The organism is Streptomyces sp. NPDC046557, from assembly GCF_040645975.1.
GTDB lineage: Bacteria > Actinomycetota > Actinomycetes > Streptomycetales > Streptomycetaceae > Streptomyces.
This window is the reverse complement of sequence record NZ_JBEYZH010000025.1, coordinates 1-24282: the sequence shown is the minus strand read 5'-3', so window position 1 is coordinate 24282 and position 24282 is coordinate 1. Positions and strand designations below refer to the sequence as shown.

The 24282-nt window shown below is 71.9% G+C and carries 26 protein-coding genes; 7 read left to right on the top strand and 19 right to left on the bottom strand.

Features of this window, described 5'->3' with window-relative positions:
- Nucleotides 1-108: 108 nt before the first annotated feature.
- From cbiE to ABZ934_RS28360, 5 genes are all read right to left on the bottom strand, one after another.
- The gene (gene cbiE / locus ABZ934_RS28380; RefSeq protein ID WP_361318516.1) at nucleotides 109-1359 is read right to left on the bottom strand and encodes a precorrin-6y C5,15-methyltransferase (decarboxylating) subunit CbiE; all 1251 of its coding nucleotides are present in this window, start codon (nucleotides 1357-1359) and stop codon (nucleotides 109-111) included.
- Between the two features lie 79 nt (nucleotides 1360-1438).
- The gene (locus ABZ934_RS28375) at nucleotides 1439-2116 is read right to left on the bottom strand and encodes a GNAT family N-acetyltransferase (RefSeq protein ID WP_361318514.1); all 678 of its coding nucleotides are present in this window, start codon (nucleotides 2114-2116) and stop codon (nucleotides 1439-1441) included.
- A 179-nt stretch (nucleotides 2117-2295) separates the two neighbouring features.
- Nucleotides 2296-3159: a MetQ/NlpA family ABC transporter substrate-binding protein gene (locus ABZ934_RS28370; RefSeq protein WP_361318512.1), complete on the bottom strand. Its 864-nt coding sequence runs from the start codon at nucleotides 3157-3159 to the stop codon at nucleotides 2296-2298.
- 118 nt (nucleotides 3160-3277) lie between these two features.
- Nucleotides 3278-3946: a methionine ABC transporter permease gene (locus ABZ934_RS28365; protein ID WP_361318510.1), complete on the bottom strand. Its 669-nt coding sequence runs from the start codon at nucleotides 3944-3946 to the stop codon at nucleotides 3278-3280.
- A complete protein-coding gene (locus tag ABZ934_RS28360) occupies nucleotides 3943-5028 on the bottom strand; it encodes an ATP-binding cassette domain-containing protein (protein ID WP_361318637.1) in 1086 nt (361 codons plus the stop codon). Before ABZ934_RS28360 ends, ABZ934_RS28365 begins: the two co-directional genes overlap by 4 nt.
- Nucleotides 5029-5504: 476 nt before the next feature.
- On the opposite strand from ABZ934_RS28360, the gene ABZ934_RS28355 reads away from it, so the two are divergent.
- On the top strand, nucleotides 5505-5873 hold the full coding sequence (locus ABZ934_RS28355; protein ID WP_361318508.1) for a hypothetical protein: 369 nt from the start codon (nucleotides 5505-5507) through the stop codon (nucleotides 5871-5873).
- Between the two features lies 1 nt (nucleotide 5874).
- On the top strand, nucleotides 5875-6309 hold the full coding sequence (locus ABZ934_RS28350) for a hypothetical protein (RefSeq protein ID WP_361318635.1): 435 nt from the start codon (nucleotides 5875-5877) through the stop codon (nucleotides 6307-6309).
- A 66-nt stretch (nucleotides 6310-6375) separates the two neighbouring features.
- On the opposite strand, the gene ABZ934_RS28345 is transcribed toward ABZ934_RS28350, so the two are convergent.
- From ABZ934_RS28345 to ABZ934_RS28335, 3 genes are all read right to left on the bottom strand, one after another.
- Nucleotides 6376-6882: a GNAT family N-acetyltransferase gene (locus tag ABZ934_RS28345; RefSeq protein ID WP_361318506.1), complete on the bottom strand. Its 507-nt coding sequence runs from the start codon at nucleotides 6880-6882 to the stop codon at nucleotides 6376-6378.
- Between the two features lie 37 nt (nucleotides 6883-6919).
- Nucleotides 6920-7459 (bottom strand): sigma-70 family RNA polymerase sigma factor, encoded by a 540-nt coding sequence (locus tag ABZ934_RS28340; RefSeq protein ID WP_361318633.1) that lies wholly within the window; start codon nucleotides 7457-7459, stop codon nucleotides 6920-6922.
- 178 nt (nucleotides 7460-7637) lie between these two features.
- Entirely contained in the window at nucleotides 7638-8816 is a 1179-nt protein-coding gene (locus ABZ934_RS28335; protein ID WP_361318504.1) for a glycerophosphodiester phosphodiesterase, read from the bottom strand.
- Between the two features lie 295 nt (nucleotides 8817-9111).
- On the opposite strand from ABZ934_RS28335, the gene ABZ934_RS28330 reads away from it, so the two are divergent.
- On the top strand, nucleotides 9112-9744 hold the full coding sequence (locus ABZ934_RS28330) for a lysophospholipid acyltransferase family protein (RefSeq protein WP_361318502.1): 633 nt from the start codon (nucleotides 9112-9114) through the stop codon (nucleotides 9742-9744).
- Between the two features lie 3 nt (nucleotides 9745-9747).
- Here ABZ934_RS28330 and ABZ934_RS28325 read toward each other — a convergent pair whose 3' ends face one another.
- The 3 genes from ABZ934_RS28325 to ABZ934_RS28315 all read right to left on the bottom strand — a co-directional run bounded on the left by ABZ934_RS28325 (nucleotide 9748) and on the right by ABZ934_RS28315 (nucleotide 13383).
- Nucleotides 9748-11223, bottom strand: coding sequence for a membrane-associated oxidoreductase (locus tag ABZ934_RS28325; protein WP_361318500.1), 1476 nt, complete (start codon nucleotides 11221-11223; stop codon nucleotides 9748-9750).
- A 67-nt stretch (nucleotides 11224-11290) separates the two neighbouring features.
- The gene (locus ABZ934_RS28320; RefSeq protein ID WP_361318498.1) at nucleotides 11291-12835 is read right to left on the bottom strand and encodes an MFS transporter; all 1545 of its coding nucleotides are present in this window, start codon (nucleotides 12833-12835) and stop codon (nucleotides 11291-11293) included.
- Nucleotides 12832-13383, bottom strand: coding sequence for a helix-turn-helix domain-containing protein (locus ABZ934_RS28315; protein WP_361318496.1), 552 nt, complete (start codon nucleotides 13381-13383; stop codon nucleotides 12832-12834). Before ABZ934_RS28315 ends, ABZ934_RS28320 begins: the two co-directional genes overlap by 4 nt.
- 99 nt (nucleotides 13384-13482) lie before the next feature.
- On the opposite strand from ABZ934_RS28315, the gene ABZ934_RS28310 reads away from it, so the two are divergent.
- Nucleotides 13483-14001, top strand: coding sequence for an HAD domain-containing protein (locus tag ABZ934_RS28310; protein WP_361318631.1), 519 nt, complete (start codon nucleotides 13483-13485; stop codon nucleotides 13999-14001).
- A 48-nt stretch (nucleotides 14002-14049) separates the two neighbouring features.
- Here the strand turns inward: ABZ934_RS28310 and argH are convergent, their stop codons facing one another.
- Nucleotides 14050-15477 (bottom strand): argininosuccinate lyase, encoded by a 1428-nt coding sequence (gene argH / locus ABZ934_RS28305; protein ID WP_361318494.1) that lies wholly within the window; start codon nucleotides 15475-15477, stop codon nucleotides 14050-14052.
- Nucleotides 15478-15569: 92 nt separating this feature from the next.
- Nucleotides 15570-16763 (bottom strand): argininosuccinate synthase, encoded by a 1194-nt coding sequence (locus tag ABZ934_RS28300; RefSeq protein ID WP_361318492.1) that lies wholly within the window; start codon nucleotides 16761-16763, stop codon nucleotides 15570-15572.
- A 189-nt stretch (nucleotides 16764-16952) separates the two neighbouring features.
- Between ABZ934_RS28300 and ABZ934_RS28295 the strand changes: the two genes are divergently transcribed.
- The gene (locus ABZ934_RS28295) at nucleotides 16953-17639 is read left to right on the top strand and encodes a L,D-transpeptidase family protein (protein ID WP_361318629.1); all 687 of its coding nucleotides are present in this window, start codon (nucleotides 16953-16955) and stop codon (nucleotides 17637-17639) included.
- 15 nt (nucleotides 17640-17654) lie between these two features.
- On the opposite strand, the gene ABZ934_RS28290 is transcribed toward ABZ934_RS28295, so the two are convergent.
- The 6 genes from ABZ934_RS28290 to ABZ934_RS28265 all read right to left on the bottom strand — a co-directional run bounded on the left by ABZ934_RS28290 (nucleotide 17655) and on the right by ABZ934_RS28265 (nucleotide 23415).
- Nucleotides 17655-18191, bottom strand: coding sequence for an arginine repressor (locus ABZ934_RS28290; protein ID WP_361318490.1), 537 nt, complete (start codon nucleotides 18189-18191; stop codon nucleotides 17655-17657).
- A gap of 7 nt (nucleotides 18192-18198) precedes the next feature.
- Nucleotides 18199-19446 carry an acetylornithine transaminase gene (locus ABZ934_RS28285; protein WP_361318489.1) on the bottom strand — a complete coding sequence of 416 codons (1248 nt, stop codon included), beginning with the start codon at nucleotides 19444-19446 and terminating at the stop codon, nucleotides 18199-18201.
- Entirely contained in the window at nucleotides 19443-20381 is a 939-nt protein-coding gene (argB, locus tag ABZ934_RS28280) for an acetylglutamate kinase (protein ID WP_361318487.1), read from the bottom strand. The genes ABZ934_RS28285 and argB overlap by 4 nt, the downstream gene beginning before the upstream one ends.
- Nucleotides 20378-21550, bottom strand: a complete 1173-nt coding sequence (argJ, locus tag ABZ934_RS28275; protein WP_361318485.1) for a bifunctional glutamate N-acetyltransferase/amino-acid acetyltransferase ArgJ — start codon at nucleotides 21548-21550, stop codon at nucleotides 20378-20380. The genes argB and argJ overlap by 4 nt, the downstream gene beginning before the upstream one ends.
- 37 nt (nucleotides 21551-21587) lie before the next feature.
- Nucleotides 21588-22616, bottom strand: coding sequence for an N-acetyl-gamma-glutamyl-phosphate reductase (argC, locus tag ABZ934_RS28270; protein ID WP_361318483.1), 1029 nt, complete (start codon nucleotides 22614-22616; stop codon nucleotides 21588-21590).
- 247 nt (nucleotides 22617-22863) lie between these two features.
- On the bottom strand, nucleotides 22864-23415 hold the full coding sequence (locus ABZ934_RS28265) for a CGNR zinc finger domain-containing protein (RefSeq protein WP_361318481.1): 552 nt from the start codon (nucleotides 23413-23415) through the stop codon (nucleotides 22864-22866).
- A gap of 113 nt (nucleotides 23416-23528) precedes the next feature.
- On the opposite strand from ABZ934_RS28265, the gene ABZ934_RS28260 reads away from it, so the two are divergent.
- Nucleotides 23529-24110, top strand: a complete 582-nt coding sequence (locus tag ABZ934_RS28260; protein ID WP_361318479.1) for an MFS transporter — start codon at nucleotides 23529-23531, stop codon at nucleotides 24108-24110.
- The coding region (locus ABZ934_RS28255; protein WP_361318477.1) for a hypothetical protein at nucleotides 24077-24282 on the top strand (206 nt) is incomplete at its 3' end. The genes ABZ934_RS28260 and ABZ934_RS28255, both read left to right, overlap by 34 nt.

Here is a 24282-nt window from a genome sequence, read left to right as displayed (position 1 = left end):
CTACTGAGCATTGTCGCGCTCGTCAGCCGCCGTGTGGGCCATAAACCGGCACGGCCCGCTGTGGACTGCGCCACGTCCCGCGTACTGCCGTGGCGGTACGACGATCGGTCAGCCTACCCCGGGGGCCGCGTCCGGTCCTGTCCGGGCGGTTCGGGGCCGTTCCGCTGCCAGCAGGAACACCACGGAACGGTCCTGTTCGTCCCAGGTGCGGGGGTCGAGCCCGACGGACTGGAGCAGCGCGCACTCGACGGCGTACCCGTGTTCGATGAGCGCCCCGCCGATGGCCTCCGCCTCGTCGCGGGTGGAGGCGTGGCTGACGATCCGTTCGGGCCGGCGGTCGGCGACGGCCGAGACCACCGCCGCTCCGCCGGCGCCCACGCGCACGACGTCGGGTTCGGGCAGGTCTTCGAGTACGACGGGGGCGCGTCCGGCGACGACCTGGATCTGCACACCGCGGGCGCGGGCGAGGGCGGTTACGCGTTCGCACGCGTGCGGGTCGGCGTCGACGGCGATGACGGCCGCGCCGAACGCGGCGGCGTCCACGGCGAGTGCGCCGGAGCCGGCGCCGATGTCCCAGACGAGGTCGCCGGGGCGCGGGCCGAGGCGGGCGAGTTGGGCCGCGCGCAGCGTGGCCGATTCGCCTTCGCCGGTGCCGGCCCGGGGCCGCGCCCAGCCGCGTTCGGCGGTGCGGGCGGCGTTCTGGCCGAGCAGCCACGCCGGTTCGGCCGGGACCGGGACCGGGCCGGGGGCGGGGGCCTGGCCGCCGATGACGATGACGACGTTGGGGTCGCGCCAGCTGTGGTCGGCGGCCTTGTCGGAGGTGAGGACGGTGACCCGTTCGCCGGTGGTGCCCAGTTCCTCGCAGATGACGAAGGTGCGGTGGACCGGGCCGAGCAGCAGGGCGAGTTCGGCGGGACCGGCGCCGGGTGCGGTGAGGACGGCGACCTTGGGGTGGGCGCGGCAGACGTTGACGGCGCGGCGCAGGGTGCGCGGGTGGGCGACGACCACCTGGGCGTCGTCCCAGGGCATCCCGGCGCGGGCGAAGGCCGCGGCGACGGACGAGACGGCGGGGACCACCTCGACTTCGAGGCCGTACTCGGGGGCGCGCAGGGTGCGTACGACTCCGAAGAAGCCGGGGTCGCCGTCGGCGAACACGACGGCGGTGCCGCGGTGGCCGGCGATCCGGCGGGCGGCGAGGCCGAGGCTGCCGAGCCGGACGCGTTCGGCGGTGGGCGGTACCTCGGGCAGTGCCAGGTGGTGGGCGGCGCCGGCCACCAGGGTGGCGGCCGAGAGCGCGGACCGGGCGGCCGCGGTCAGCACGGAGCCGTCCCAGCCGATCACCGTGACCCGGTCGGCCATCGTCGTCAGTCTCCTGGGGTGGGGGCAGGCGAAGCTTCGTCGGGCGGGGCGCGCACGGTGAGACTACCTGGTCATCGGGTCACTTCCGGTCGGCGCCGACGGTCTGGCCGCTCACGTCGGCCCGCTCCCGGAACTCGTACCGCTCGCCGTGGCCGGGGTACTCGTCGTAGCCGCCGTCGTCGAGGTCTTCGGGGACCAGGCCCCACACGATGAGGTCGCTGCGGGTCTCGGTCCAGGCGCCGTCCGCCGTCTGGGTGCGCACTATGCACGCGTTGCGCAGGACGCCCTCGCTGATGCAGCCGATCTTCTGGGCCACTTGCTGGGACGCGGTGTTGTCGGCGGCGGTGCGCAGTTCGAGGCGTTCGAAGTGGCGGTCGTTGAAGAGCCACTGGGCGACCGCGAGGACGGATTCGCCGGCGTAGCCCTCGCCCCGGCCCCAGGGGGCGGTGAGGTAGCCGACTTCGGCGGTGCGGGTGCGCCAGTCGGTGTTGCGCAGGTGCACGGCGCCGACGAGGCGGTGGGTGAGGAACTCGGTGACGGCGAGGACGAGGCCCCGGCCCTCGGTGCGTTCCGCGTGCGAGCGCCGGGTGGCCCAGTCGTGGGCGTCGGCCCGGGTGTAGGGGTGGGGGGCGGAGGTCCAGGCGATGACCTGCTCGTCGTTCATCATCTCGCTGAGCGCGGTGACGTCCTCTTCCTCGAAGGGGCGCAGCACCAGCCGGTCCGTGCTGATGGTGACGTCCGGGAAGGTGGTAGTCATGCGCAGCTCCATGCCTGAGACCGTGGTGCGACCGTGGTGCGGGAGGACCGTTCGTGCGGGTCGTAGGCCACAGCATGCAGCATCGGAGTGGTGATGTGCAGGGCCGCCCCGCGCGGGTGCGGGCAGCCGTCGGCCCCGCTCGCCCGGGTGGGCGCGCGGGGCCGAAAGCCCGAGCGGGGTCAGACCGCGGGGGTGCCGAAGGCCGGGATGACCGAGCCCTGGTACTTGTCCTCGATGAACTTCTTGACCTCGTCGGAGTTCAGGAGCTTGGCCAGCTTCTGGACGCGCGGGTCGTTCTGGTTGCCGTCCTTGACCGCGAGGAAGTTGGCGTAGGGGTTGCCCTCGGCCTTCTCCAGGATCAGCGCGTCCTTGGCGGGCGCGAGCTTGGCCTCCAGGGCGTAGTTGCCGTTGATGACGGCGGCGTCGACGTCGTTCAGGGCGCGCGGGACCGTGGCGGCCTCCAGCTCCTTGAACTCCAGGCCCTTCTTGTCGGTGATGTCGGACAGCTTGGCGCCGGTGCCGACACCCTCCTTGAGGGTGATCAGGTTGTTGGCGGCGAGCAGTTGGAGCGCGCGGCCCTCGTTGGTGGTGTCGTTGGGGACGGCGACGGTCTGGCCTGCCTTGATGTCACCGACGGCCTTGACCTTCTTGGAGTAGAGGCCGAGGGGTTCCAGGTGCACGTTGACGACGGGCACGATGTGGGTGCCGTTCTTCTTGTTGAAGTCGTCGAGGTACGGCTTGTGCTGGAAGTAGTTGCCGTCGACCTGGCCCTGCTCGGTGGCGGTGTTGGGCAGGACGTAGTCGGTGAACTCCTTCACCTCCAGCTTGAGCCCTTCCTTGGCCGCCAGCTTGTCCTTGACGAAGTTCAGGATGTCGGCGTGGGGGCTCGGGGAGGCCGCGATGACGAGCGGCTTGCTCTCGTCGGCCTTGCCGCCGTCGGCCTTGGCGGAGGACGGGTCCGAGGAACTGCCGCAGGCGGTGAGGCCGAGGGCGAGCGCGGCGGAGGCGGCGGCGAAGGCGGTGAGCTTGATGTTCTTACGCACGAAGAGTGCCTTTCATTGCGGTGCAAGTACGCGGGTCTCGCGCGGTTCTTGCGGGTGGTGGCCCAAGCACGACAAGTGCGGGCTTTCTGGGGGTGGGGAAGTCTTGGCGGCCCGCCGGTCAGGCGGTGCGGCCGCGGCGGGACAGGACGCGCACGACGCCGTCGCCGATCAGCTGGATGACGGTGACGAGGGCGATCAGGACGACCACGGTGGCGACCATGAAGCCGGTCTCGAAGCGCTGGAAGCCGTACGTGATGGCCTTGGAGCCGAGCCCTTCGCCGCCGACCGCGCCCGCCATGGCCGAGTAGCCGACCAGGGTGATGACGGTGGTGGTGACCCCGGCGATCAGGGAGGGCAGGGCCTGCGGCAGCAGCACCTTGCCGACCAGGGTCGGGACACCGCCGCCCATGGACTCGACGGCTTCGACCAGCCCGGGGTCCACCTCGCGGACGGCCGTCTCGACGAGCCGGGCGAAGAAGGGGACGGCACCGATGGCGAGCGGGACGATCATGGCGGTGGGGCCGATGAAGGTGCCGACGACGGCGGTGGTGACCGGGATCAGGGCGATCAGCAGGATGATGAACGGCAGCGAGCGGCCGATGTTCACGATCACGCCGAGCACCTTGTTGAGCGGCTGGTTCTGGAGCAGGCCACCGCGGTCGGTGAGGACGAGGAGGATGCCGATGGGCAGTCCGCCCGCGACGGTGACCAGCGTCGCCCACAACACCATGTAGAGGGTGTCGTAGGTGCCCTGGGTGAGCAGGGGCTGCATTTCCGACCAGGTCACTTGGCACCGTCCTTGACGAGCTCGGCGAGCTCCGCGTCAGCGATCACGTCTGCGTCCGGCTCGTCCGGCTCGTCCGGCTCGTCCTCGACCACGTCGACCTGGAGCCCCTGCTCGCGCAGGAAGCCGACGGGGACCACGTTCTCCTCGTAACGGCCGGGCAGTTCGATGCGCATCCGGCCGATCTGCCTGCCGGCGACGGTGTCCATGGCCGCGCCCAGGATCGAGATGTCGATGTTGTACGTCCGGGCGAGCTGGGAGATGACCGGCCGGGTCGCGGCTTCACCGTGGAAGGTGACGTCGATGACCGTGCGGTCGGGACCGGTGGGGGCGCCGCTGACGGGGAAGAGTTCCCCGGCGAGTTCGGAGCCGGGGGTGGCCAGCAGTTCGGAGACGGTGCCGGACTCGATGACCCGGCCGCCCTTCATCAGCGCGGCGGAGTCGCAGACGGCCTTGACCACGTCCATCTCGTGCGTGATGAGCAGCACGGTCAGGCCGAGCCGGCGGTTGAGGTCGCGCAGGAGTTGGAGGATGGAGCGCGTGGTCTCGGGGTCGAGGGCGCTGGTGGCCTCGTCGGAGAGGAGCACCTTGGGGTCGCCGGCCAGGGCGCGGGCGATGCCGACGCGCTGCTTCTGGCCGCCGGAGAGCTGGCCGGGGTACGCCTTGGCCTTGTCGGACAGGCCGACGAGGTCGAGGAGTTCGGCGGCCTTGCGGGAGCGCTCGCGGCCGGAGACGCCGAGGATCTCCAGGGGCAGCTCGATGTTGCCCTGGACGGTGCGCGAGGACAGCAGGTTGAAGTGCTGGAAGACCATGCCGATGCGCCCGCGGGCCTCGCGGAGCTCCTTGCCGGCGCGGCGGCCCCGGCCGGCGAGTGCGGTGAGGTCGACGCCGTCGACGGTCACGGTGCCACTGGTGGGGCGTTCCAGCAGGTTCACGCAGCGGATGAGGGAGGACTTGCCGGCGCCGCTCTGGCCGATGACTCCGAAGACCTCGCCCTCCCGTACGTGGAGGTCGACGCCGTCCAGGGCGGTGACCTCGCGGCCACGGGATTTGTAGACCTTGGTGAGGCCCGATGTGGTGATCACAGGATTTCCGTCGCTGTCGAGTGCACGGCGCAGCGGGGTGCCGGGCACGGGGCAAACATCTGGCACGCGATACGGGTCACACCGTCACAAAGGGGTGAGGCGGACGCATGCGCGGGGCGGGAGCGTTTCCGGGTGTCACACGGTGGTGGCCACGGGGCTCGGCCGGTCTCGCTTCGGGGCGCGAGACTGCGGGGAAGGGGCCCTCAGAAGGCGCACATTCGACACATACAACGAGCACCGGGCGTCATCGTCGCCTCGGTCGCAAGGGTGCGGCTGCTCGTCGTGGTCATGGGTTCAGTAAAGCAGACCTCTCGCCTCAGCATTCAACGCTGTCCGGATAGCGGACGCAATCGGTTCGCATGCCGGACGGATGGCGGGGCGGGCGGTGGGCGGACGCCCGGCCCGACGCCCGGCCGGAACCGGGGCCCTCCAGGGGTGCGCGCAGCGGATCTTCGGCCCCGTAATACCCTCGCAGCATGCTCGACGCCCTGACGGTCGCCCTCGGCGCGGCCGCACTCGCCCTCGCCGCTTGGTGCGGTTTCGCCGCCTTGCGGAACCAGCCGACCAAGGACTGGCACTTCATCGGCATGGCCGTGGTGACCGTGCTGGTCCTCGCCCAGCTGGTGGTCGGCGTGGTCAAGCTGGGCTCGGGCGAGAGGCCGGAGCAGGGCACGGTGCTGTTCGTGGCCTACCTGCTCGGTGCCTTCGCGGCGGTCCCGGCGGCCGGGCTGCTCTCGCTCACCGAACGCACGAAGTGGGGATCGGTGACGGTGGCGGCGGGCGCGGTCGTCCTCGCCGTCCTCGAAGTACGCCTCTACGACATCTGGGGAACCGCCGGTGCCTGACCTGCCCGACACCGATTCCGCCACGGCCGACACCGCCGGGGCGCCCGTGGGACACGAGCGCCTGGTCTCCGGGCCGGGGCTGCTGCTGGTGTGGCTGTACGGGGTGATCACGGTGGGCGCGGTGTCGCGCTCGGCCTACCAGATCTCCACCGAGTTCGACCGGGCCCCGCTCCCGTACTCGCTGTCGGCGCTTGCCGCGCTCGTGTACGTCTTCATCACGTACTCGCTGGTGCGGGGCGGGGAGACGGCCCGCAAGGCGGCGCGGCTGTGCTGCGCCGCCGAGCTGACCGGTGTGCTCGTCGTGGGGACCTGGACGCTGCTGCGGCCCGAGGCGTTCCCCGACTCCACGGTGTGGTCGCAGTTCGGGATGGGCTACCTGTTCATCCCGGTGATCCTGCCGATCACCGGGATGCTCTGGCTGCGCGTGAAGCGCTGACGCGGCCTCAGACCGACCGGCTCAGGCGGACGGACCGCCTCAGGCGGACCGGCTCAGCGGACCGGCTCAGGCGCTGACCGCGAAGTCGGCCGCGTCCTTTGTCTCCTTCTCCAGGACGACGAGGTGGACCCCGTCGGAGGCGGTCCGGTCGCCGACCCGCACATAGCCCGCCTTGCGGTAGAGCCGCAGGTTCGACTCGCTCTTGTGGCCGGTGTGCAGCCGGAACCGGCTGGTGCCGCCGGCGCCCGCGAGGGCCTCCTCCACCGCTCGCAGCAGCCGGGCGCCGAGCCCGTGGCCCTGGAGCCGGGGGTGGACGCACAGCTTGGCGATCTTGCCGGTGCCGTCCGCGTCGACGTTGCCGCGGACGGTGCCGACGACCTCGTCGCCGAGCCGGGCCACGAGCACGGTGTCGGTCGCGAGCTCCGCCTTGAGGGAGTCGAGGGTCTGGGTGAGCGGTTGGATGCGGTAGTTGCCGTACAGCTCGGCCTCGCGCTGGAACGCCAGGTACTGGAGCTTGAAGATCTGCTCGACGTCTTCGGCGGCCGCCGCCGAAATGGTCACGCTCATACCCATGTGCGCATGCCTCCAGCTCACCTGGTAGCCCGTTGGTCTACCGCTCCTTTCCCCGCAGGTGAGGAGCCGCAACCTCTGCAGCCAGCATTCTGCGCAGACATCCCAGGCAACGGGAACGCACGGGCCCCAAACTTCCTTGTGAGATACCCAACTCTCCTGCGATTTCACGGTAGGTGAGGTCTCTGGGCGAAAGAAGTGCCCCTATCAGTTCCGGACACCGTCCGGGCAACCGGGCGACGGCCGATCGAAGGACCCGTCGCTGCTCCCCGTGCAGCACCGCGTCCTCCGGGTCCGCGCCGGCGCAGCCGGGCCGGGCGCCGTAGGGCACCTCGCGCAGGGCCCGGCGGCGGGCGCTGCGGGCTTCCGCGCGCACCGCCCGGCGCAGCCAGCGGGCGCGCTCGGCGGAGGCTTCGGCCCCGGCGCCCGTCGGACCGGGGGCGGCCGGGCCGCGTTCCAGCAGCCTGACCCAGACGGCTTGCTCCAGGTCGGCGGCGTCCACCCCGGCGGCCGGCGCCTCCGCGGCGGCCTCGGCGGAGAGCAGCGGGCCCAGTTCGCCCAGGAGGTCGGTGTCCTTCATCGAGTCCATGCCGGGCGGGACGCGAGGGCCGGTGCCGGCGGTTTCCCCGCCGGGCACAGCACACTCGTACGAGAAAATCCGCTCGGCCGTTGACACCGGCCGTTCGCTGCCCGCAGCGCCGCGCCGTCCGCAGCGCTGCGGACGGGTCTACGACGGGTCGGGGCCTACGAGTCGGGGCCTACGGGCGCGGGACCCGGCCCGGCCGGAAGGTCTCGGCGGCGAGCAGCCCGGTGTCCGGGTTGTCGGTGAAGATGCCGTCGACGCCGAGTTCGAAGTAGCGGCGGAAGGCGCCGAAGGCGTCCCCGTAGGCGGCCGGATCGGCGCCCTTGCGGTACTCGGCCGGCAGGAAGGTGTTCTCGTTGCGCGCGGTGTAGGGGTGCAGGACCAGCCGCTGCGCGTGCGCGTCGCGCACCAGGGTGGTCGGGGTGCCCAGCTTGCCGTCGGCCTCACGCGGCACGATCAGGTCGAGGGTGGGGCCGATGCCCTGGGCGAAGCCCGCGATCCACGTGAGGCCCTCGGGCGTGACGAGGTCGGCGACGGTGCGGGGGTCCTTGGCCAGTTCGAAGTCCCAGGGGCGGGTGTTCGCCGCGGACAGCAGCACCACGCGGGGCGCGGAGACCAGCCGGGAGAGCCGCTGGATGCTGGACGGCTCGAAGGACTGGAGGAACAGCGGAGCGTTCCTCCCGTCGCGGCCGTAGCGGCGCAGCAGCTTCGCGAGGGGCTCCTCCAGGCCGAGGCCCAGCGCCCGGAAGTAGCTGGGGTGCTTGGTCTCGACGTGGAGCCAAACCCGCTTGCCGCGCCTGCGGCCCTCCTGGTCGGCCCAGCGCAGCACCTCCTCGAAGGTCGGCACGTCCCAGCGGCCGTCGTAGAGCGTGTTGCGCTGGCGGACGGCGGGGATACGTTCCTTCGCGCGCAGGGTCTTCAGCTCGGCGAGGGTGAAGTCCTCGGTGAACCAGCCGGTGACGGACACGCCGTCGACGGACTTGGTGGTCCGCCGGGAGGCGAACGCGGGGTGGTCGGCGACGTCGGTGGTGCCGCCGATCTCGTTCTCGTGACGGCAGACCAGATGCCCGTCCTTGGTGGGGACCAGGTCCTGCTCGATGACGTCGGCGCCGAGGTCGAGGGCCAGTCGGTACGAGCCCAGGGTGTGCTCGGGGCGGTAGCCGCTGGAGCCCCGGTGACCGATGATCAGCGGCACGGGCAGGTCCCGGTAGCCGCCCTCGTGGCCGCCGCCCGAACCCGCCGCCCCCGAACCCGCCGCCGCTGCCGTGCCTGCCGCCGTTCCGGTGATGCCGGCCCCCGCCGCGAGCACCGCGGCCCCCAGGACCGTACGCCGTGCTGCCCCACCCTGCGTCATGAGTGTCACTCCCTGTGTCTGAGGGCTGCCCGTCCCGGGATCACCAGGTCAGACGGCCGGACCGCCCGCCGATGGTAGGCACCGGACGGTGGCCCGGAGGGGGTGCCGGGCGGAACATGGCGCGAACACGCGTCAACAACGCGTATCCGACACGTGAACCCGATGTGCGATCAGTGATGACCCGCGAGTATCGTCCTCACCTGCACTACCACCGTGTCGTGCGAAGCCGCTTTTCGATGCCGGAGGGCTCACGTTGTTCCGTACCGCGCTCATCAAGGCCACCGTAGGACCGGTCATGCGGCTCATGTTCCGCATCCGGGTGGAGGGCATCGAGAACATCCCGGGCACCGGTCCCGTGATTCTCGCGGGCAATCACCTCACCTTCATCGATTCGATGATCCTGCCGCTCGTCTGTGACCGTACGGTCCACTTCATCGGCAAGGACGAGTACGTCACGGGCAAGGGCCTCAAGGGCCGCCTGATGGCGTGGTTCTTCACCGGCTCCGGGATGATCCCCGTAGACCGCGACGGCGCGAACGGCGGAGTCGCGGCCCTGATGACGGGCCGCCGCATCCTCGAAGAGGGCAAGATCTTCGGTATCTACCCCGAGGGCACCCGCTCCCCCGACGGTCGGCTCTACCGCGGCCGCACCGGCATCGCCCGCCTCACCCTGATGACCGGCGCGCCCGTGGTGCCCTTCGCCGTGATCGGCACGGACAAGCTGCAGCCCGGCGGCAAGGGCATGCCCCGCCCGGGCCGGGTGACCATCCGCTTCGGCGAGCCGATGGAGTTCTCCCGCTACGAGGGCATGGACCGCGACCGCTACGTGCTGCGCGCCGTCACCGACTCGGTGATGGCCGAGGTCATGCGACTGTCGGGCCAGGAGTACGTCGACATGTACGCCACGAAGTTCAAGGAAGCCGCGTAGCCGCTACTGCCGTCGCAGTGACCGGCTGACGCCCGCCGCGGTCGTCGTCGCGAGGACCCAGCCCGTCACGATCAGCAGGTACGACAGCCACTGGTACCAGCCGCTCGGAGCGAACGCCTCCTCTTGGCCGAAGCCGATGATGGGCAGCATCAGGTCGATCGTGTAGAACACGGCGTTGAAGTCGGGCGCCTCCCCCGGCTTGAGCGGCCGGGGGTGGTGGAGGGCGTAGGCGAGCGAGCCGGTCACCAGCAGGGCCAGCAGCCAGCCCGCCGCGCGCAGCGGCCGGAAGCCGTAGCCGACCGTGCCGTCCTGGAGCAGTCCCCAGAGCCGGGCGTGCCGGGGCAGGGTGCGCCGGTGCCGGCGCAGCTTGGCGAGCTGGACGGTCCGGGCCGCCTCCTCGTCGCCGGCCGTACGGTAGGCCGCCGCGAGCTGTTCGTAGGCGTACGGGAGGTAGCCGGCCTCCTCGCGCTCCAGTGCGGGCAGCCGGTCCTCGGCGGGCAGGTGGGGGGCGAGGGTGCGGTAGGTGAGGCCGTCGACGGCGATCCGTTCGGGCCAGCTCTGCGGCTCGATGTGGAGCATGTCGAGGGTGGACCGGCGCAGGTTCACATCGCCCCGGATCGGCGGGCACCGGCGCAGCCACAGCTCGCCGATGGAGCAGCTGGAGGCCCGTAGGGCGGTGCCACCGGGGTTGGCGAGGTCGCTGCGGGTGAACATGGCCTGCCCCGGGATGCGCGATCCGGTGAGGTTGACCATGCCGCGGGCGTGCAGCCGGGGGGCTCGCAGGTCGGTGCCGACGGTCAGCGTCTCGGCGTGCAGGGCTATCGCGCCGGGGGCGAGGAGGCGGGCATCTTCGAGCTGGACCTGTCCGCCCACTGTGGCGCCGTTCAGGCGTAATTGGCCGTGGACGGTGAGATCGTTGGCGATGATGTCGGTGCCGATCTCGGCGTGGTTGAGCTGGAGCGCGGCCTCGCCCTCCTCCTCGCCGGAGGCCGGTTCGATCACGGCTCCCTGGAGGAAGAGACCACCGGCGATCCGCGCGCCCTGGAGGCGGACGGGGCCGGTGATCCGGCAACAGGAGAGCCGCAGGACCACCTCGACCCGCACGGTGGCGGCGGTCAGGCCGGGCAGGGTCGAGTAGCCGAGGACGAGCGCCTTCAACTGGGCCCCGTACAGGAGCGGCTTGCGCTCGAACCAGCAGTCCCGCAGCCGGATCGGGTGGTCGACGACGGCGTACCTGAGGTCGAGCGGGCCGGTGATCCGGGCGCCCTTGACCTTGAGTCCGGCGACCTGGCCCTCTTCGACCGGCCCGGCGCCGAGCAGGAGGGCCCGGAGCACCTCGGCGCGGACGGTGCGGTCCGGTCCCCACCCGGCCCCGTCGACTGAGCTGTCCTCGGGCTCCTCGCGGAAGTCGACGGCCTCGCCGCGCGGGAAGGCGTCCCACACGCGGCGCTCGGCGGGCGTCAGATCGTTGATCTCCATCGCGGGATGGTGTCCGGCGCGTCGACGGGGTGTCAACTTTGGCCGGAACAACGTCCCTTGGGGTGGCTCAGTGCTCGACGCCGTCCTGGAGTTCCTGGCCGCGCAGCAGGAACCAGGCGGCCGCGGCGGTGGCCAGGAGGACGGCCGAGCCGACGCCCGAGGCGAGGCGCAGGCCGTCCACGAAGGCGTCCTGGGCCGCGCCGATCATCGTCTGCGCGGTCTGCGGGTCCAGCATCCGGCCCGCCTCGACGGCGCCGCCCAGCGATTCGTGCGCGGCGTCTGCGACCGGCGCGGGGACCGAGGCCGGGGCGGTGAAGCCCTGGTAGACGCCGGTGACGATGGAGCCGAGCAGGGCGATGCCGAGGGCGGCGCCCAGTTCGTACGCGGTCTCGGACACGGCCGAGGCCGAACCGGCCTGCTCCTTGGGCACGCTGGAGAGGATCACGTCGGCGGTGACGGTGAACGAGAAGCCGGCGCCGAGGCCGACGACGAGCAGGGCCGCGCCGAGCAGCGGGTAGCCGCTCTCCTTGTGGAGCAGCGTGAGCGCACCCAGGGCCAGGCCGATGGCGGCGAGGCCACCGCTGACGATCACGCGGACGGAGTACCTGCGGGCGTAGCGGCCGGCGAGCAGTCCGGTGGCCACCGCGCCGATCGCGGCGGGCAGTTCGGCCAGGCCCGCCTCCAGCGGGTCGCGCCCTTGGACGAGCTGGAGGAACTGGGAGAGGAAGAAGACGAGTCCGGACAGCCCGAAGACGGTGAGCAGGTCGGCGAGGACCGCTCCGGAGAAGCCGCGGTGCTTGAACAGCCGCATGTCGAGCAGGGGGGCGCCCAACCTGAACTGGCGCTGTACGAAGGCGTACAGGGCGCCGGCGCCGAGGAGGGCGGCGAGCCCGACCTCCCAGGTGACGCCGTGGGTGGCGGCTTCCTTGACGGCGTAGACCACGCCGATGACGCCGACGAGCGAGAGGCTGACGCTGAGCAGGTCCCAGGGCCCGGCGACGGGGTTCTTCGACTCCGGCAGCAGCTTGACGCCGACGATGACCAAGACGGCCATCACGGGCAGGTTGATGAGGAAGACCGAGCCCCAGTAGAAGTGCTGGAGCAGCGCCCCGCCGACGACGGGGCCGACCGCCGCGCCGGCGGAGGCGGTGGCGCCCCAGATGCCGATGGCGAGGCTGCGCTCGCGCGGGTCGTGGAAGATGTTGCGGATCAGCGCGAGGGTGGACGGCATGAGGGTCGCGCCGGCCACACCGAGCAGCGCCCGGGCGACGATCATCATCTCGGGGCTGGTCGCGCAGGCGTTCAGCACGGAGACGGCGCCGAAGGCGGTGGCGCCTATGAGGAGCAGCTTCTTTCGGCCGATCCGGTCGCCGAGCGAGCCCATGGAGACGAGCAGACCGGCGATGACGAAGGAGTAGATGTCGCCGATCCACAGCAGCTGGGTGCCGGACGGCTTGAGGTCCTCGCTGAGGGAGGGGGTGGCGAGACCGAGGACCGTGGCGTCGACCGCGACCAGCAGGACGGCCAGGACGAGTACGGAGAGCGCGAGCCAGCGCCCACTGCTCCTTTCCTCCGCCCCCTTCTGCCGTGTGAGCTGTTCGGTACGGGTCATTTCTCCACACTCCGTCGTGCGCCACCGAGCAGCAGCTCGATGATCATGTACTGGAAGTCCTTGGCCGCGACCCGGCCGTCCATGACGGCCCAGGCGCAGGTGCCGATGAGGCCGTAGAGGGCCTCGGTGAGCCAGGCGGGGCTCAGGTCGATCCGGATGGTGCCCTCTTCCTGGCCGCGGCGGAACAGGGCGCTGACGCGCGCGTCGAGCCGGGCCCATCCCTCGTGGATGCGGTCGCCCTCGAAGAGCTGGTTCTCGGTGACGAGGAAGGCCAGCAGTTGGGCGTTGGGCTCCGTCTCGGCGACGAGGCGCCGCAGTGCCTCGACGGCCGTGCCCTCGCCGAGGCGGGCGTTGTCGAACGCCACCTCGAACTCGCGGATGCCCATTTCCTCCAGGGCCCGCACGAGGGCGTCGCGCCCGGCGAAGTGCCGGTGGAGGGTCGCCCGGCCGATACCGGCGGCGCGGGCGACCTCGTCCATCGTCGCGGTCGATTTCCGGGAGAGCAGGGCCGCCGCGTCGCGGAGCACCTGGTCACGATCCATTGCCATGAGACAAGCCTACCCCAAATGAGACGCCAATGTCTCATTCCCCGCGATAAATGGGCTGCCCTTGCGGCGGCCGGAAGGAATCCTGCCGAGATGGAACCGCTGAAGCCGCTGCTGTTGATCGATGTCGACGGACCGCTGAATCCCTATGCGGCCAAGCCCCGGCGCCGGCCCGAGGGCTACACCACCCACCGGATGCGCCCGACCGGTTGGACGGAGCCCGAGAGCCGCAAACCGCTGCGGGTGTGGCTGAACCACGGGCACGGCGCGGAGCTGCTCGCGCTGGCCGGCGCGTACGAACTGGTCTGGGCGACGACGTGGAAGGACGAGGCCAACGACTGGATAGGGCCGCACCTGGGTCTGCCCCGGCTGCCGTTCATCGACTGGCCGCGGATGCACGGTCGGGCGCCGCGCGGCACCTTCTGGAAGACGCAGTACGTCCTGGAGTACGCGGGTGACAGGCCCTTCGCGTGGGTCGACGACGACATCACGGCCTTGGACCGGGAGTACGTCGACCAGCGCCACCCGGCTCGGGCGCTGCTGATGCGGATCGACGAGCGGGTCGGCCTGGGACGGGCGGACTTCGACGCGCTCGCGGCCTGGGCGGCGTGGACGACGTGAGGGCGGCCGGAGCGGGTGCTCCGGCCGCCCTCACGGGGGGTGACGCGGTTACTGCTTGTGGGCGGCCCAGGCGTGCTGGATGACCAGGTCCGCCTTGAGTTCGGTCAGCTGGGTGGCCACCGCCGAGGGCGCGGTGCCGCCGCGGCCGTTGCGCGAGGCGAGGGCGCCCTTGACGTTGAGGACCGTACGGACCTCCGGCGTCAGGTGCTCCGAGATCTTCGCGAACTGCGCGTCCGTGAGCTCGTCCAGCTCGATGCCGAGCGCCTCGCACTCCTTGACGCACTCGCCGGCCACCTCGTGCGCGACCCGGAACGGCACGCCCTGCTTGACCAGCCACTCAGCGATGTCCGTCGCGAGCGAGAAGCCCGCCGGGGCCAGCTCCTCCATCCGCTCGCGGTTGACCGTGAGCGTCGCCATCATGCCGGTGAAGGCGGGCAGCAGGACCTCAAGGGTGTCGCAGGAGTCGAACACCGGCTCCTTGTCCTCCTGGAGGTCGCGGTTGTACGCGAGCGGGAGGGCCTTGAGGGTGGCGAGCAGGCCGGTCAGGTTGCCGATGAGGCGGCCGGACTTGCCGCGCGCCAGCTCCGCGATGTCCGGGTTCTTCTTCTGCGGCATGATCGACGAGCCGGTGGAGAAGGCGTCGTGCAGCGTCACGAAGGAGAACTCCTTCGTGTTCCAGATGATGATCTCCTCGGCGATCCGGGACAGGTTGATCCCGATCATCGCGGTGATGAAGGCGAACTCGGCGACGAAGTCACGGGAGGCCGTGCCGTCGATGGAGTTGCCGACCGACCCGCGCTCGAAGCCGAGGTCCGCGGCGACCGCCTCCGGGTCCAGGCCCAGCGAGGACCCGGCGAGGGCGCCGGAGCCGTACGGGGAGACCGCGGTACGGGTGTCCCACTGGCGCAGCCGCTCCGCGTCCCGGGACAGGGCCTGCACGTGGGCCAGCACGTGGTGGGCGAACAGCACCGGCTGCGCGTGCTGGAGGTGGGTGCGGCCCGGCATGGCCACGTCGGCGTGCGCCTCGGCGAGCCCGACCAGCGCGTCCTGGAGGTCGGCGAGCAGGCCGCCGACGATCCGGGCGTGGTCGCGCAGGTACATCCGGAAGAGGGTGGCCACCTGGTCGTTGCGGGACCGGCCGGCGCGCAGCTTGCCGCCGAGGTCGGCGCCGAGCCGCTCCAGCAGGCCGCGTTCCAAGGCGGTGTGCACGTCCTCGTCGGCGATGGTGCCGGTGAAGGAACCGTCCGCCACGTCGGCTTCGAGCCGGTCCAGGCCGGTGATCATGCGGTCCAGCTCGTCGGCCGTGAGCAGGCCCGCTTTGGCGAGCACGCGCGCGTGGGCGCGGGAGCCGGCGATGTCGTACGGCGCGAGGCGCCAGTCGAAGTGGACGGACGCGGACAGCTTGGCCAGGGCCTCGGCCGGGCCGTCGGCGAACCGGCCGCCCCAGAGCCGGACGTCACCGTTGTTGCTGCTCACAGCTACTGCTCCTCAAGAGGGTGGATGTACGGCCGGCTCCCTGTCGCGGAGGAACAGGGAGCCGGCCTTCGTACCGCGTGGAACGAGTCGGCTCAGGCGAGGTCGCGGCGCGCGGCGATCTTCGAGGACAGGCCGAAGATCTCGATGAAGCCCTGCGCCTTCGACTGGTCGAAGGTGTCGCCCGAGTCGTAGGTGGCCAGATTGAAGTCGTACAGCGACACGTCCGACCTACGGCCGGTGACGACGGCCCGGCCGCCGTGCAGGGTCATCCGGATGTCACCGGTGACGTGTTGGTTGGCCTCGTTGATGAAGCCGTCCAGGGCCCGCTTGAGCGGGGAGAACCACAGGCCGTCGTAGACCATCTCGCCCCAGCGCTGCTCGACCTGCCGCTTGTAGCGGGCCAGCTCCCGCTCGACGGTGACGTTCTCCAGCTCCTGGTGGGCGGTGATCAGGGCGATGGCGCCCGGAGCCTCGTACACCTCGCGGGACTTGATGCCGACGAGCCGGTCCTCGACCATGTCGATCCGGCCGACGCCCTGGGCGCCGGCGCGCTCGTTGAGCTGCCGGATGGCCTGGAGCACCGAGACGGGCTTGCCGTCGATCGCGACGGGGACGCCCTCCTTGAAGGAGATGACGACCTCGTCGGCCTCGCGCGGGGTCGCCGGGTTCGCGGTGTACTCGTAGATGTCCTCGATCGGGGCGTTCCAGATGTCCTCCAGGAAGCCCGTTTCGACGGCGCGCCCGAAGACGTTCTGGTCGATGGAGTAGGGGGACTTCTTGGTGGTCGCGATCGGGAGGTTCTTCTGCTCGCAGAAGGCGATGGCCTTGTCGCGGGTCATCGCGTAGTCGCGGACCGGGGCGATGCACTTGAGGTCGGGCCCGAGGGCGGCGATGCCTGCCTCGAAGCGGACCTGGTCGTTGCCCTTGCCGGTGCAGCCGTGGGCGACGGTCGTCGCGCCGTGCTTGCGGGCCGCGGCGACGAGGTGCTTGACGATCGTGGGCCGGGAGAGCGCCGAGACCAGCGGATAGCGGTCCATGTAGAGGGCGTTCGCCTTGATCGCCGGCAGGCAGTACTCGTCGGCGAACTCGTCCTTGGCGTCCGCGACCTCGGCCTCGACGGCACCGCAGGCGAGCGCGCGCTTGCGAATGACGTCCAGGTCCTCGCCCCCCTGACCGACGTCGACCGCGACGGCGATGACCTCGGCTCCCGTCTCCTCCGCGATCCAGCCGATGGCGACGGAGGTGTCAAGGCCGCCCGAATAGGCGAGTACGACGCGCTCGGTCACGGGTTTCTCCTCACGGTGCAAGCAACAACAGGCATAACTATGCACTACTCCGTATGTTTCGTCAATCGACCGGGTGCGCGCCGCTCGGCGCGAGAAGACGGGCGGTAGCGGCCGGCCGGGGCTCGGCGGGTGAGGGGTCGGCCTGTCGGGCGGGGGTGGGGGCGGGGCGGACGTAGCGTCTGGGGTGTGCTGCGTACCGCTCTTCTCGCCGGGTCGCTGGTGGGCGCCTGCCTGCTGCCCCACGGCTCGACGCCGTTGCCCGCCCGCCTCGCCGACACCGGCGGCGGAAGTCAGCTCCTCGTCGCCGTCGCGCCGTCGGCGGGCTCCAGTACCGGGTGGCTGAGCTGGTGGGACCGGCGCGCGGGCCGGTGGTTCGAGGAGGGGCGGGCGCCCGCCCGGTTCGGGGCGAACGGCCTGACCGAGGGGGCGAGCCGGGTCCAGGGGACGAACACCACCCCGGCCGGGCTGTACGACCTGCCGTACGCCTTCGGTCTCGCGCACGCCCCCGCGGGCACGGAGTCCCCCTACCGCCGGGCGTCGGACCGCTCGTGGTGGTGCCAGGACAACGCCTCGGGCAGCTACAACCGCTGGGTGGAGCCGCTGCCCGCCGACTGCGCGCCCGGTGAGGCGGAGCACCTGGCCGCGTACGAGAAGCAGTACGCGCACGCCCTGGTCATCGGCTTCAACTACGACCGGCCGGTGCGCGGCCGGGGCGCCGGCATCTTCCTGCACGTCAACGGCAAGGGTGCGACGGCCGGTTGCGTGTCCGTCCCGGAACGGGCCATGCGGGCGGTCCTGCGCTGGGCGAACCCGCGCAGGCGCCCGCACATCGTGATCGGTACGGAGTCCGGGACCCTGGCCGTGACGCGCTATTAGCGCACCGAGGCGAGGTCAGCTTTCCTTCTGCGCCAGTCGGAGCAGGTGGTCGGCGAGGGCCTGGCCGCCCGCCGGGTCGCGGCTGATCAGCATCAGGGTGTCGTCCCCGGCGATCGTGCCGAGGATCGACTGGAGTTCGGCCTGGTCGATCGCCGAAGCGAGGAACTGGGCCGCACCCGGCGGGGTGCGCAGGACCACGAGGTTCGCGGACGCCTCCGCCGAGATCAGCAGTTCACCCGAGAGGCGCCGCATGCGCTCCTCCTTCGCCGACTCGCCGAGCGGGGCCTGCGGGGTGCGGAAGCCGCCCTCGCTGGGAACCGCGTAGATCAGCTCGCCGCCCGTGTTGCGGATCTTGACCGCGCCCAGCTCGTCGAGGTCGCGGGAGAGCGTCGCCTGGGTGACGCTCAGCCCGTCGTCGGCGAGCAGCTTGGCCAGCTGGCTCTGCGAACGGACCGGCTGCCGGTTGAGGATGTCCACGATCCGGCGGTGGCGGGCGGTGCGGGTCTGCGGGACGGACGGCCCGATCTGCTCGTGTTCCTGCGCCTGACTCATCGTCGTCTCATTCCCCGGTTCGTCCGTCCCCATTGGCCCCGTCGGCCGCGGCCTGGGCCGCGTCGAGGACGCCGGGCAGCGCCCGGACGAACGCGTCCGCCTCGGCCTCGGTCAGTACGAACGGCGGCATGAGCCGTACGACGTCGGGGGCGGGCGCGTTGACCAGGAAGCCGGCGTCCTGAGCCGCCTGCTGCACCAGCGGTGCGAGCGGCTCGGTCAGCACGATACCCAGCAAAAGGCCCGCGCCACGGACATGGGCGACGAGCCCGTGCCCGGAGCCCTCGATTCCGGAGCGCAGTCGCTCCCCGCGCGCCTTGACCCGGTCCAGCAGTCCGTCGGCGGCGATGGTGTCGATCACGGCGAGCCCGGCGGCGCAGGCGACCGGGTTCCCGCCGAAGGTGGTGCCGTGCTGTCCGGGGCGGAGCAGGTCGGCGGCCGGGCCGAAGGCGACCACCGCGCCGATCGGCAGGCCGCCGCCCAGACCCTTCGCGAGCGTGACGAGGTCGGGCTCCACGCCCTCGTGCGCCTGGTGCTCGAACCACTGGCCGCAGCGCCCGATACCGGTCTGCACCTCGTCGAGGACGAGCAGGGTCCCGGTGGCCCGGGTGATCTCGCGGGCGGCCGTCAGGTAACCGGCCGGGGGTACCACCACACCGTTCTCGCCCTGGATCGGTTCGATGACCACCAGCGCCGTCTCCCCGGTGACGGTGGCCCGCAGGGCCTCCACGTCGCCGTAGGGGACGTGGGTGACGTCACCGGGCAGGGGCAGGAACGGGTCCTGCTTCTTGGGCTGGCCGGTGAGCGCGAGCGCGCCCATGGTCCGCCCGTGGAAGCCGCCGTCGGTGGCCACCATGTGGGTGCGCCCGGTGAGCCGGCCGATCTTGAAGGCGGCCTCGACGGCCTCGGCGCCGGAGTTGCAGAAGAAAACGCGGCCGGGGCGGCCGAAGAGCTGGAGCAGCCGCTCGCCGAGCGCGAGCACCGGTTCGGAGGCGTACAGGTTGGAGACGTGGCCGAGGGTGGAGATCTGGCCGGTCACCGCCGCGACGACCGCCGGGTGGGCGTGCCCGAGGGCGTTGACGGCGATCCCGCCGACGAAGTCGGTGTACTGCTTTCCGTCGGCGTCCCAGACCTGCGCGCCCCGGCCGCGTACGAGGGCCAGCGCCGGGGTGCCGTAGTTGTCGGTCAGCGCCCCCCGCCAGCGGGCCGCGTAGTCCTGGTTTCCGCTTGTACCGGGCGTACCGGTCGTGCCGGTCATTCGGGTTCCCCTCCCTGTGCGTCGGGCACGACCATGGTGCCGATGCCCTCGTCCGTGAAGATCTCCAGCAGGATCGAGTGCGGGACCCGCCCGTCGATCACGCGCGCGGTGCCGACGCCGCCGCGGACGGCGTGCAGGCAGCCCTCCATCTTGGGCACCATCCCGCTGGACAGCTCGGGCAGCAGCTTCTCCAGCTGGCTCACCGTCAAACGGCTGATGACCTCGTCGCTGTTGGGCCAGTCGGCGTACAGACCTTCGACGTCCGTGAGGACCATCAGCGTTTCCGCGGCGAGCGCCGCGGCGAGCGCCGCGGCTGCCGTATCGGCGTTGACGTTGTAGACGTGGTGGTCGTCGGCGCTGCGCGCGATGGAGGAGATGACCGGGATCCGGCCGTCCGCCAGCAGGGCCTCGATCGCGCCGGTGTCGATGGCGGTGATCTCGCCGACCCGCCCGATGTCGACGCGTTCTCCGTCGATCCTCGGGCTGTGCTTGACCGCGGTGATGGTGTGGGCGTCCTCGCCCGTCATGCCGACGGCGAGCGGGCCGTGCTGGTTGAGCAGGCCCACCAGCTCGCGCTGGACCTGACCCGCCAGGACCATGCGCACGACGTCCATGGCTTCGGGGGTGGTGACGCGCAGGCCCGCCTTGAACTCGCTGACCAGGCCCTGCTTGTCGAGCTGGGCGTTGATCTGCGGGCCGCCGCCGTGCACCACGACGGGCTTGAGGCCGGCCTGGCGCAGGAAGACGACGTCCTGCGCGAAGGCCGCCTTGAGGTCCTCGTCGATCATGGCGTTGCCGCCGAACTTGATGACGACGACCTTGCCGTTGTGTCGGGTGAGCCAGGGCAGTGCCTCGATGAGGATCTGCGCCTTGGGCAGCGCGGTGTGCTTGCGCGCGGTTCCGGTGCCGGGCTGTCCGGCCTTGTCGCCGCTCATGAGCTGTACGCGCTGTTCTCGTGGACGTACTCGGCGGTGAGGTCGTTGGCCCAGATCACCGCGGACTCGGAACCGGTGGCGAGGTCGGCGGTGATGCGGACCTCCCGGTCTTTCATCGAGACCAGGTCGCGGTCCTCGCCGACGCTGCCGTTCTTGCAGACCCACACACCGTTGATGGCCACGTTCAGCCGGTCCGGGTCGAAGGACGCCTTGGTGGTGCCGATGGCGGAGAGCACCCGGCCCCAATTGGGGTCCTCGCCGTGGACGGCGCACTTGAGGAGGTTGTTGCGGGCGATGGACCGGCCGACCTCGACGGCGTCGTCCTCGTTCGCCGCGCCGACGACCTCGATGCGGATGTCCTTGCTCGCGCCCTCGGCGTCCCCGATCAACTGCCGGGCGAGGTCGGCGCACACCGTACGGACGGCCTCCGCGAACTCCTCGTCCGTCGGCACGCGGCCCGACGCGCCGGAGGCGAGCAGCAGCACCGTGTCGTTGGTGGACATGCAGCCGTCGGAATCGACCCGGTCGAAGGTGGTGCGGGTGGCGGCGCGCAACGCCTTGTCCAGGCCGGCACTGTCCAGGTCGGCGTCTGTGGTGAGCACGACGAGCATGGTGGCCAGCCCCGGGGCGAGCATGCCCGCGCCCTTGGCCATGCCGCCGACCGTCCACCCCTCCCGGGCCGCGACGGCCGTCTTGTGGACGGTGTCGGTGGTCTTGATGGCGATGGCCGCGGCCTCGCCGCCATCGACGGAGAGGGCCTCCACGGCCGTCTCGACGCCGGGAAGCAGCTTGTCCATGGGCAGCAGGACGCCGATCAGCCCGGTGGAGGCGACGGCGATCTCGCCGGCGTTGTGCTCGCCGCCGACACCGTGCCCGTTCAGCGTGGCCGCGACCTTCTCGGCGGTGGCGTGGGTGTCCTGGAAGCCCTTGGGGCCGGTGCAGGCGTTGGCGCCGCCGGAGTTGAGGACCACCGCGCTGACGGTGCCGCCGCGCAGCACCTGCTCGGACCAGTGCACGGGCGCGGCCTTGACGCGGTTGGAGGTGAAGACGCCCGCGGCGGCCAGACGCGGCCCGTTGTTGACCACGAGGGCCAGGTCCGGGTTGCCGTTCGCCTTGATCCCGGCGGCGATGCCCGCCGCCGTGAATCCCTGTGCTGCCGTGACGCTCACTGCATCTCCTTGTTCGTGGTGGCTGCGGGGGTGACGCTCACGGAGCGACTCCGACCGCGGAGAGCCCGAGCTGTTCGGGCAGCCCGAGGGCGATGTTCATGCTCTGCACCGCGCCGCCGGCGGTGCCCTTCGTGAGGTTGTCGATGGCGCTGATCGCGATGATCCGCCGGGCGGTGGCGTCGTAGGCGACCTGGATCTGTGCGGCGTTGGAGCCCTGGACCGACTGGGTGGCCGGCCACTGCCCCTCCGGGAGGAGGTGGACGAAGGGCTCGTCGGCGTACGCCTTCTCGTACGCGGCACGGACCGCGTCGGCGGTGGTGCCGGGGAGGGCCTTCGCGGAGCAGGTGGCGAGGATCCCGCGGGCCATGGGCACCAGGGTCGGGGTGAAGGAGACCGAGACCCGTTCCCCGGCGAGCGGGCTCAGGTTCTGCACCATCTCGGGCGTGTGGCGGTGGCCGCCGCCCACCCCGTAGGGGCTGACGGAGCCCATGACCTCGGAGCCCAGCAGGTGCGGCTTGAGGGCCTTGCCCGCGCCGGAGGTGCCGGTGGCGGCGACGATCACGGCTTCGGGCTCGGCGAGGCCGGCCGCGTACGCCGGGAACAGGGCGAGCGAGACGGCGGTCGGGAAGCAGCCGGGGACGGCGATGCGCTTGGTCCCCTCCAGCTCGGCCCGGGCGCCGGGGAGTTCGGGGAGTCCGTAGGGCCAGGTGCCGGCGTGCGGCGCCCCGTAGAAGGCGTCCCAGTCGGCGGAGTCCTTGAGCCGGTGGTCGGCGCCCATGTCGACGACGAGCACGTCCTCGCCGAGCTGCGCGGCGACCGCGGCGGACTGGCCGTGCGGCAGCGCGAGGAACACGACATCGTGCCCTGCGAGCACCTCGGGCGTGGTCGCCTCCAGCGTCCGGCCGGCGAGGGGTACGAGGTGCGGCTGGAGCGCGCCGAGGAGCTGTCCGGCGCTGGTGTTGGCGGTCAGCGCGCCGATCTCCACCTCGGGGTGCGCGAGGAGCAGGCGCAGCACTTCCCCGCCCGCGTATCCGCTCGCTCCGGCCACTGCTACACGTACCACCATCGGACCTCCTCCTCGATGGCATGACTATACGGTCCGTCGCAGTTTTATGCAAAGCTCCCTGTGGCGCCGATGGCGCGCGGCCCATGGCTGCGGGGCGACCGGCGGCGGGTCGTCGGGCGGGGACCGGGGCCGGGGCGCGTCGACCGCGACGATCAGGCGATGTCGACCACGGGCTCCCGCCGACGAGCGTACGCCGCACCGGGCGGGGTGTGCCGGGAAGCCGCCGCCCGGCCCGGCCGCCCGGCGGTCAGCCCTTGCGGGCGCGGAAGGCCGCGGCCTTGGTGCGGTTCTGGCACGCGGTGGAGCAGAACCGGCGGGCCGCGTTGCGGGAGGTGTCGACGTACACGCGGTCGCAGCGGTCGGCCCGGCACACGCCGAGCCGGCCCGCGAGGCCGCCGCCCACCGCCAGGGCGAGCGCGGTCGCGCAACTGGCGCTGCACCCCGCCGCGAAGGAGTCGTCGGAGCCGTGGAAGTGCACCTGCCGGGGCTCGCCCTCGGCGCGGTCGAGCCGGGGCCGGGCGGCGCTCTCGCGCAGCAGGGCGTTCACGACACGACCGGCGGCGTCCAGGTGCCCCTCCTGCACGGCAAGGAACACCTCCCGCATCCGCCGCGCCGCCCCGACCAGGTAAGCGGCCTGCCCGGCGTCGATGTCGCGCGGCAGCGAGGCGGCGGTGCGCCCCACGGCGGCGTCGATCACCTCCGGCAGCTCCGCTCCCAGGGGCGGCCGCGCGCCTCCCCGGGCCGGCGGCCGTCTGGCGGCCCGCCCCGGGCGCCGGCGCACGATCGTGCTCGGGCTCACCGGCTGCACGCTCTCTCAGCTGGGCATCGCCGCCGCCGGCTCCCTGACCGAGGTGGCGGCCTTCGCGATCCTCCTCGCTCGCCTTCGAGCTGTACGCGCCGCCGCGCCAGGCCATGATCGCCGACGCGGTCGCCCCCGGCGAGCGGGTGCGTGCGTACGGCCTCCTCAACGCCGCACTCGCGGCGGGCGGCACCGGCGCCGGACTGATCGCGGCGGCCCTGGGGCGGTGGGACCTGCGCCTGTTGTTCGTCGCCGACGCGCTCACCTGCCTGGCCTGTGCCCTGATCCTGCGCCTCGCGCTGCCCGCCGACCGTCCCCGCCGACCGTCCCCGCCGGGCGCCCGCCGGGTCCGGCGGCCGCCCGGAGCCGCTCCGGCCGTGGCGGGACGGGGCGCTGTGGGCCGGCACGGCGGGCCTGTGCCTCGCCCTCGCCGCCGCCCAACTCCTCGTGGTCGGACCGCTCGCCGGCCGTGGGGGTCGAGGCAGCCCGGCGGCGGCCGGGGCAGCCGCACGGGTCGGCTTCGACCTCTCGGGGTGACCGCGGGGCCGCCGCCGAGATGCAGGGCACCCCGTTCGGACGCACACTGGGCTTGGCCCCCGCCGGTGTGGCCGGTCCGGCCGAGCCAGGCGGAGTTCCTTCGGGTTCCCATGGGGAGGCTCTCGTGCTCTTCGCAGCCCTGTGCGTGCCTGTGTTGATGATGCTGTTCCTGATCGGGATGGGCGCCTTCGAGGACCTCGTCTCCCGTCCGGCGCCCGACCCCGTCGAGGTGACTCTGGGCGGGGGCGGCCCGATGGTCCGATGGCGCGGCCCGGTGGCGGTGGTCGGATCGGTCACCTCGGGCCGGTCACCTCGGGCCGGTCACCTCGG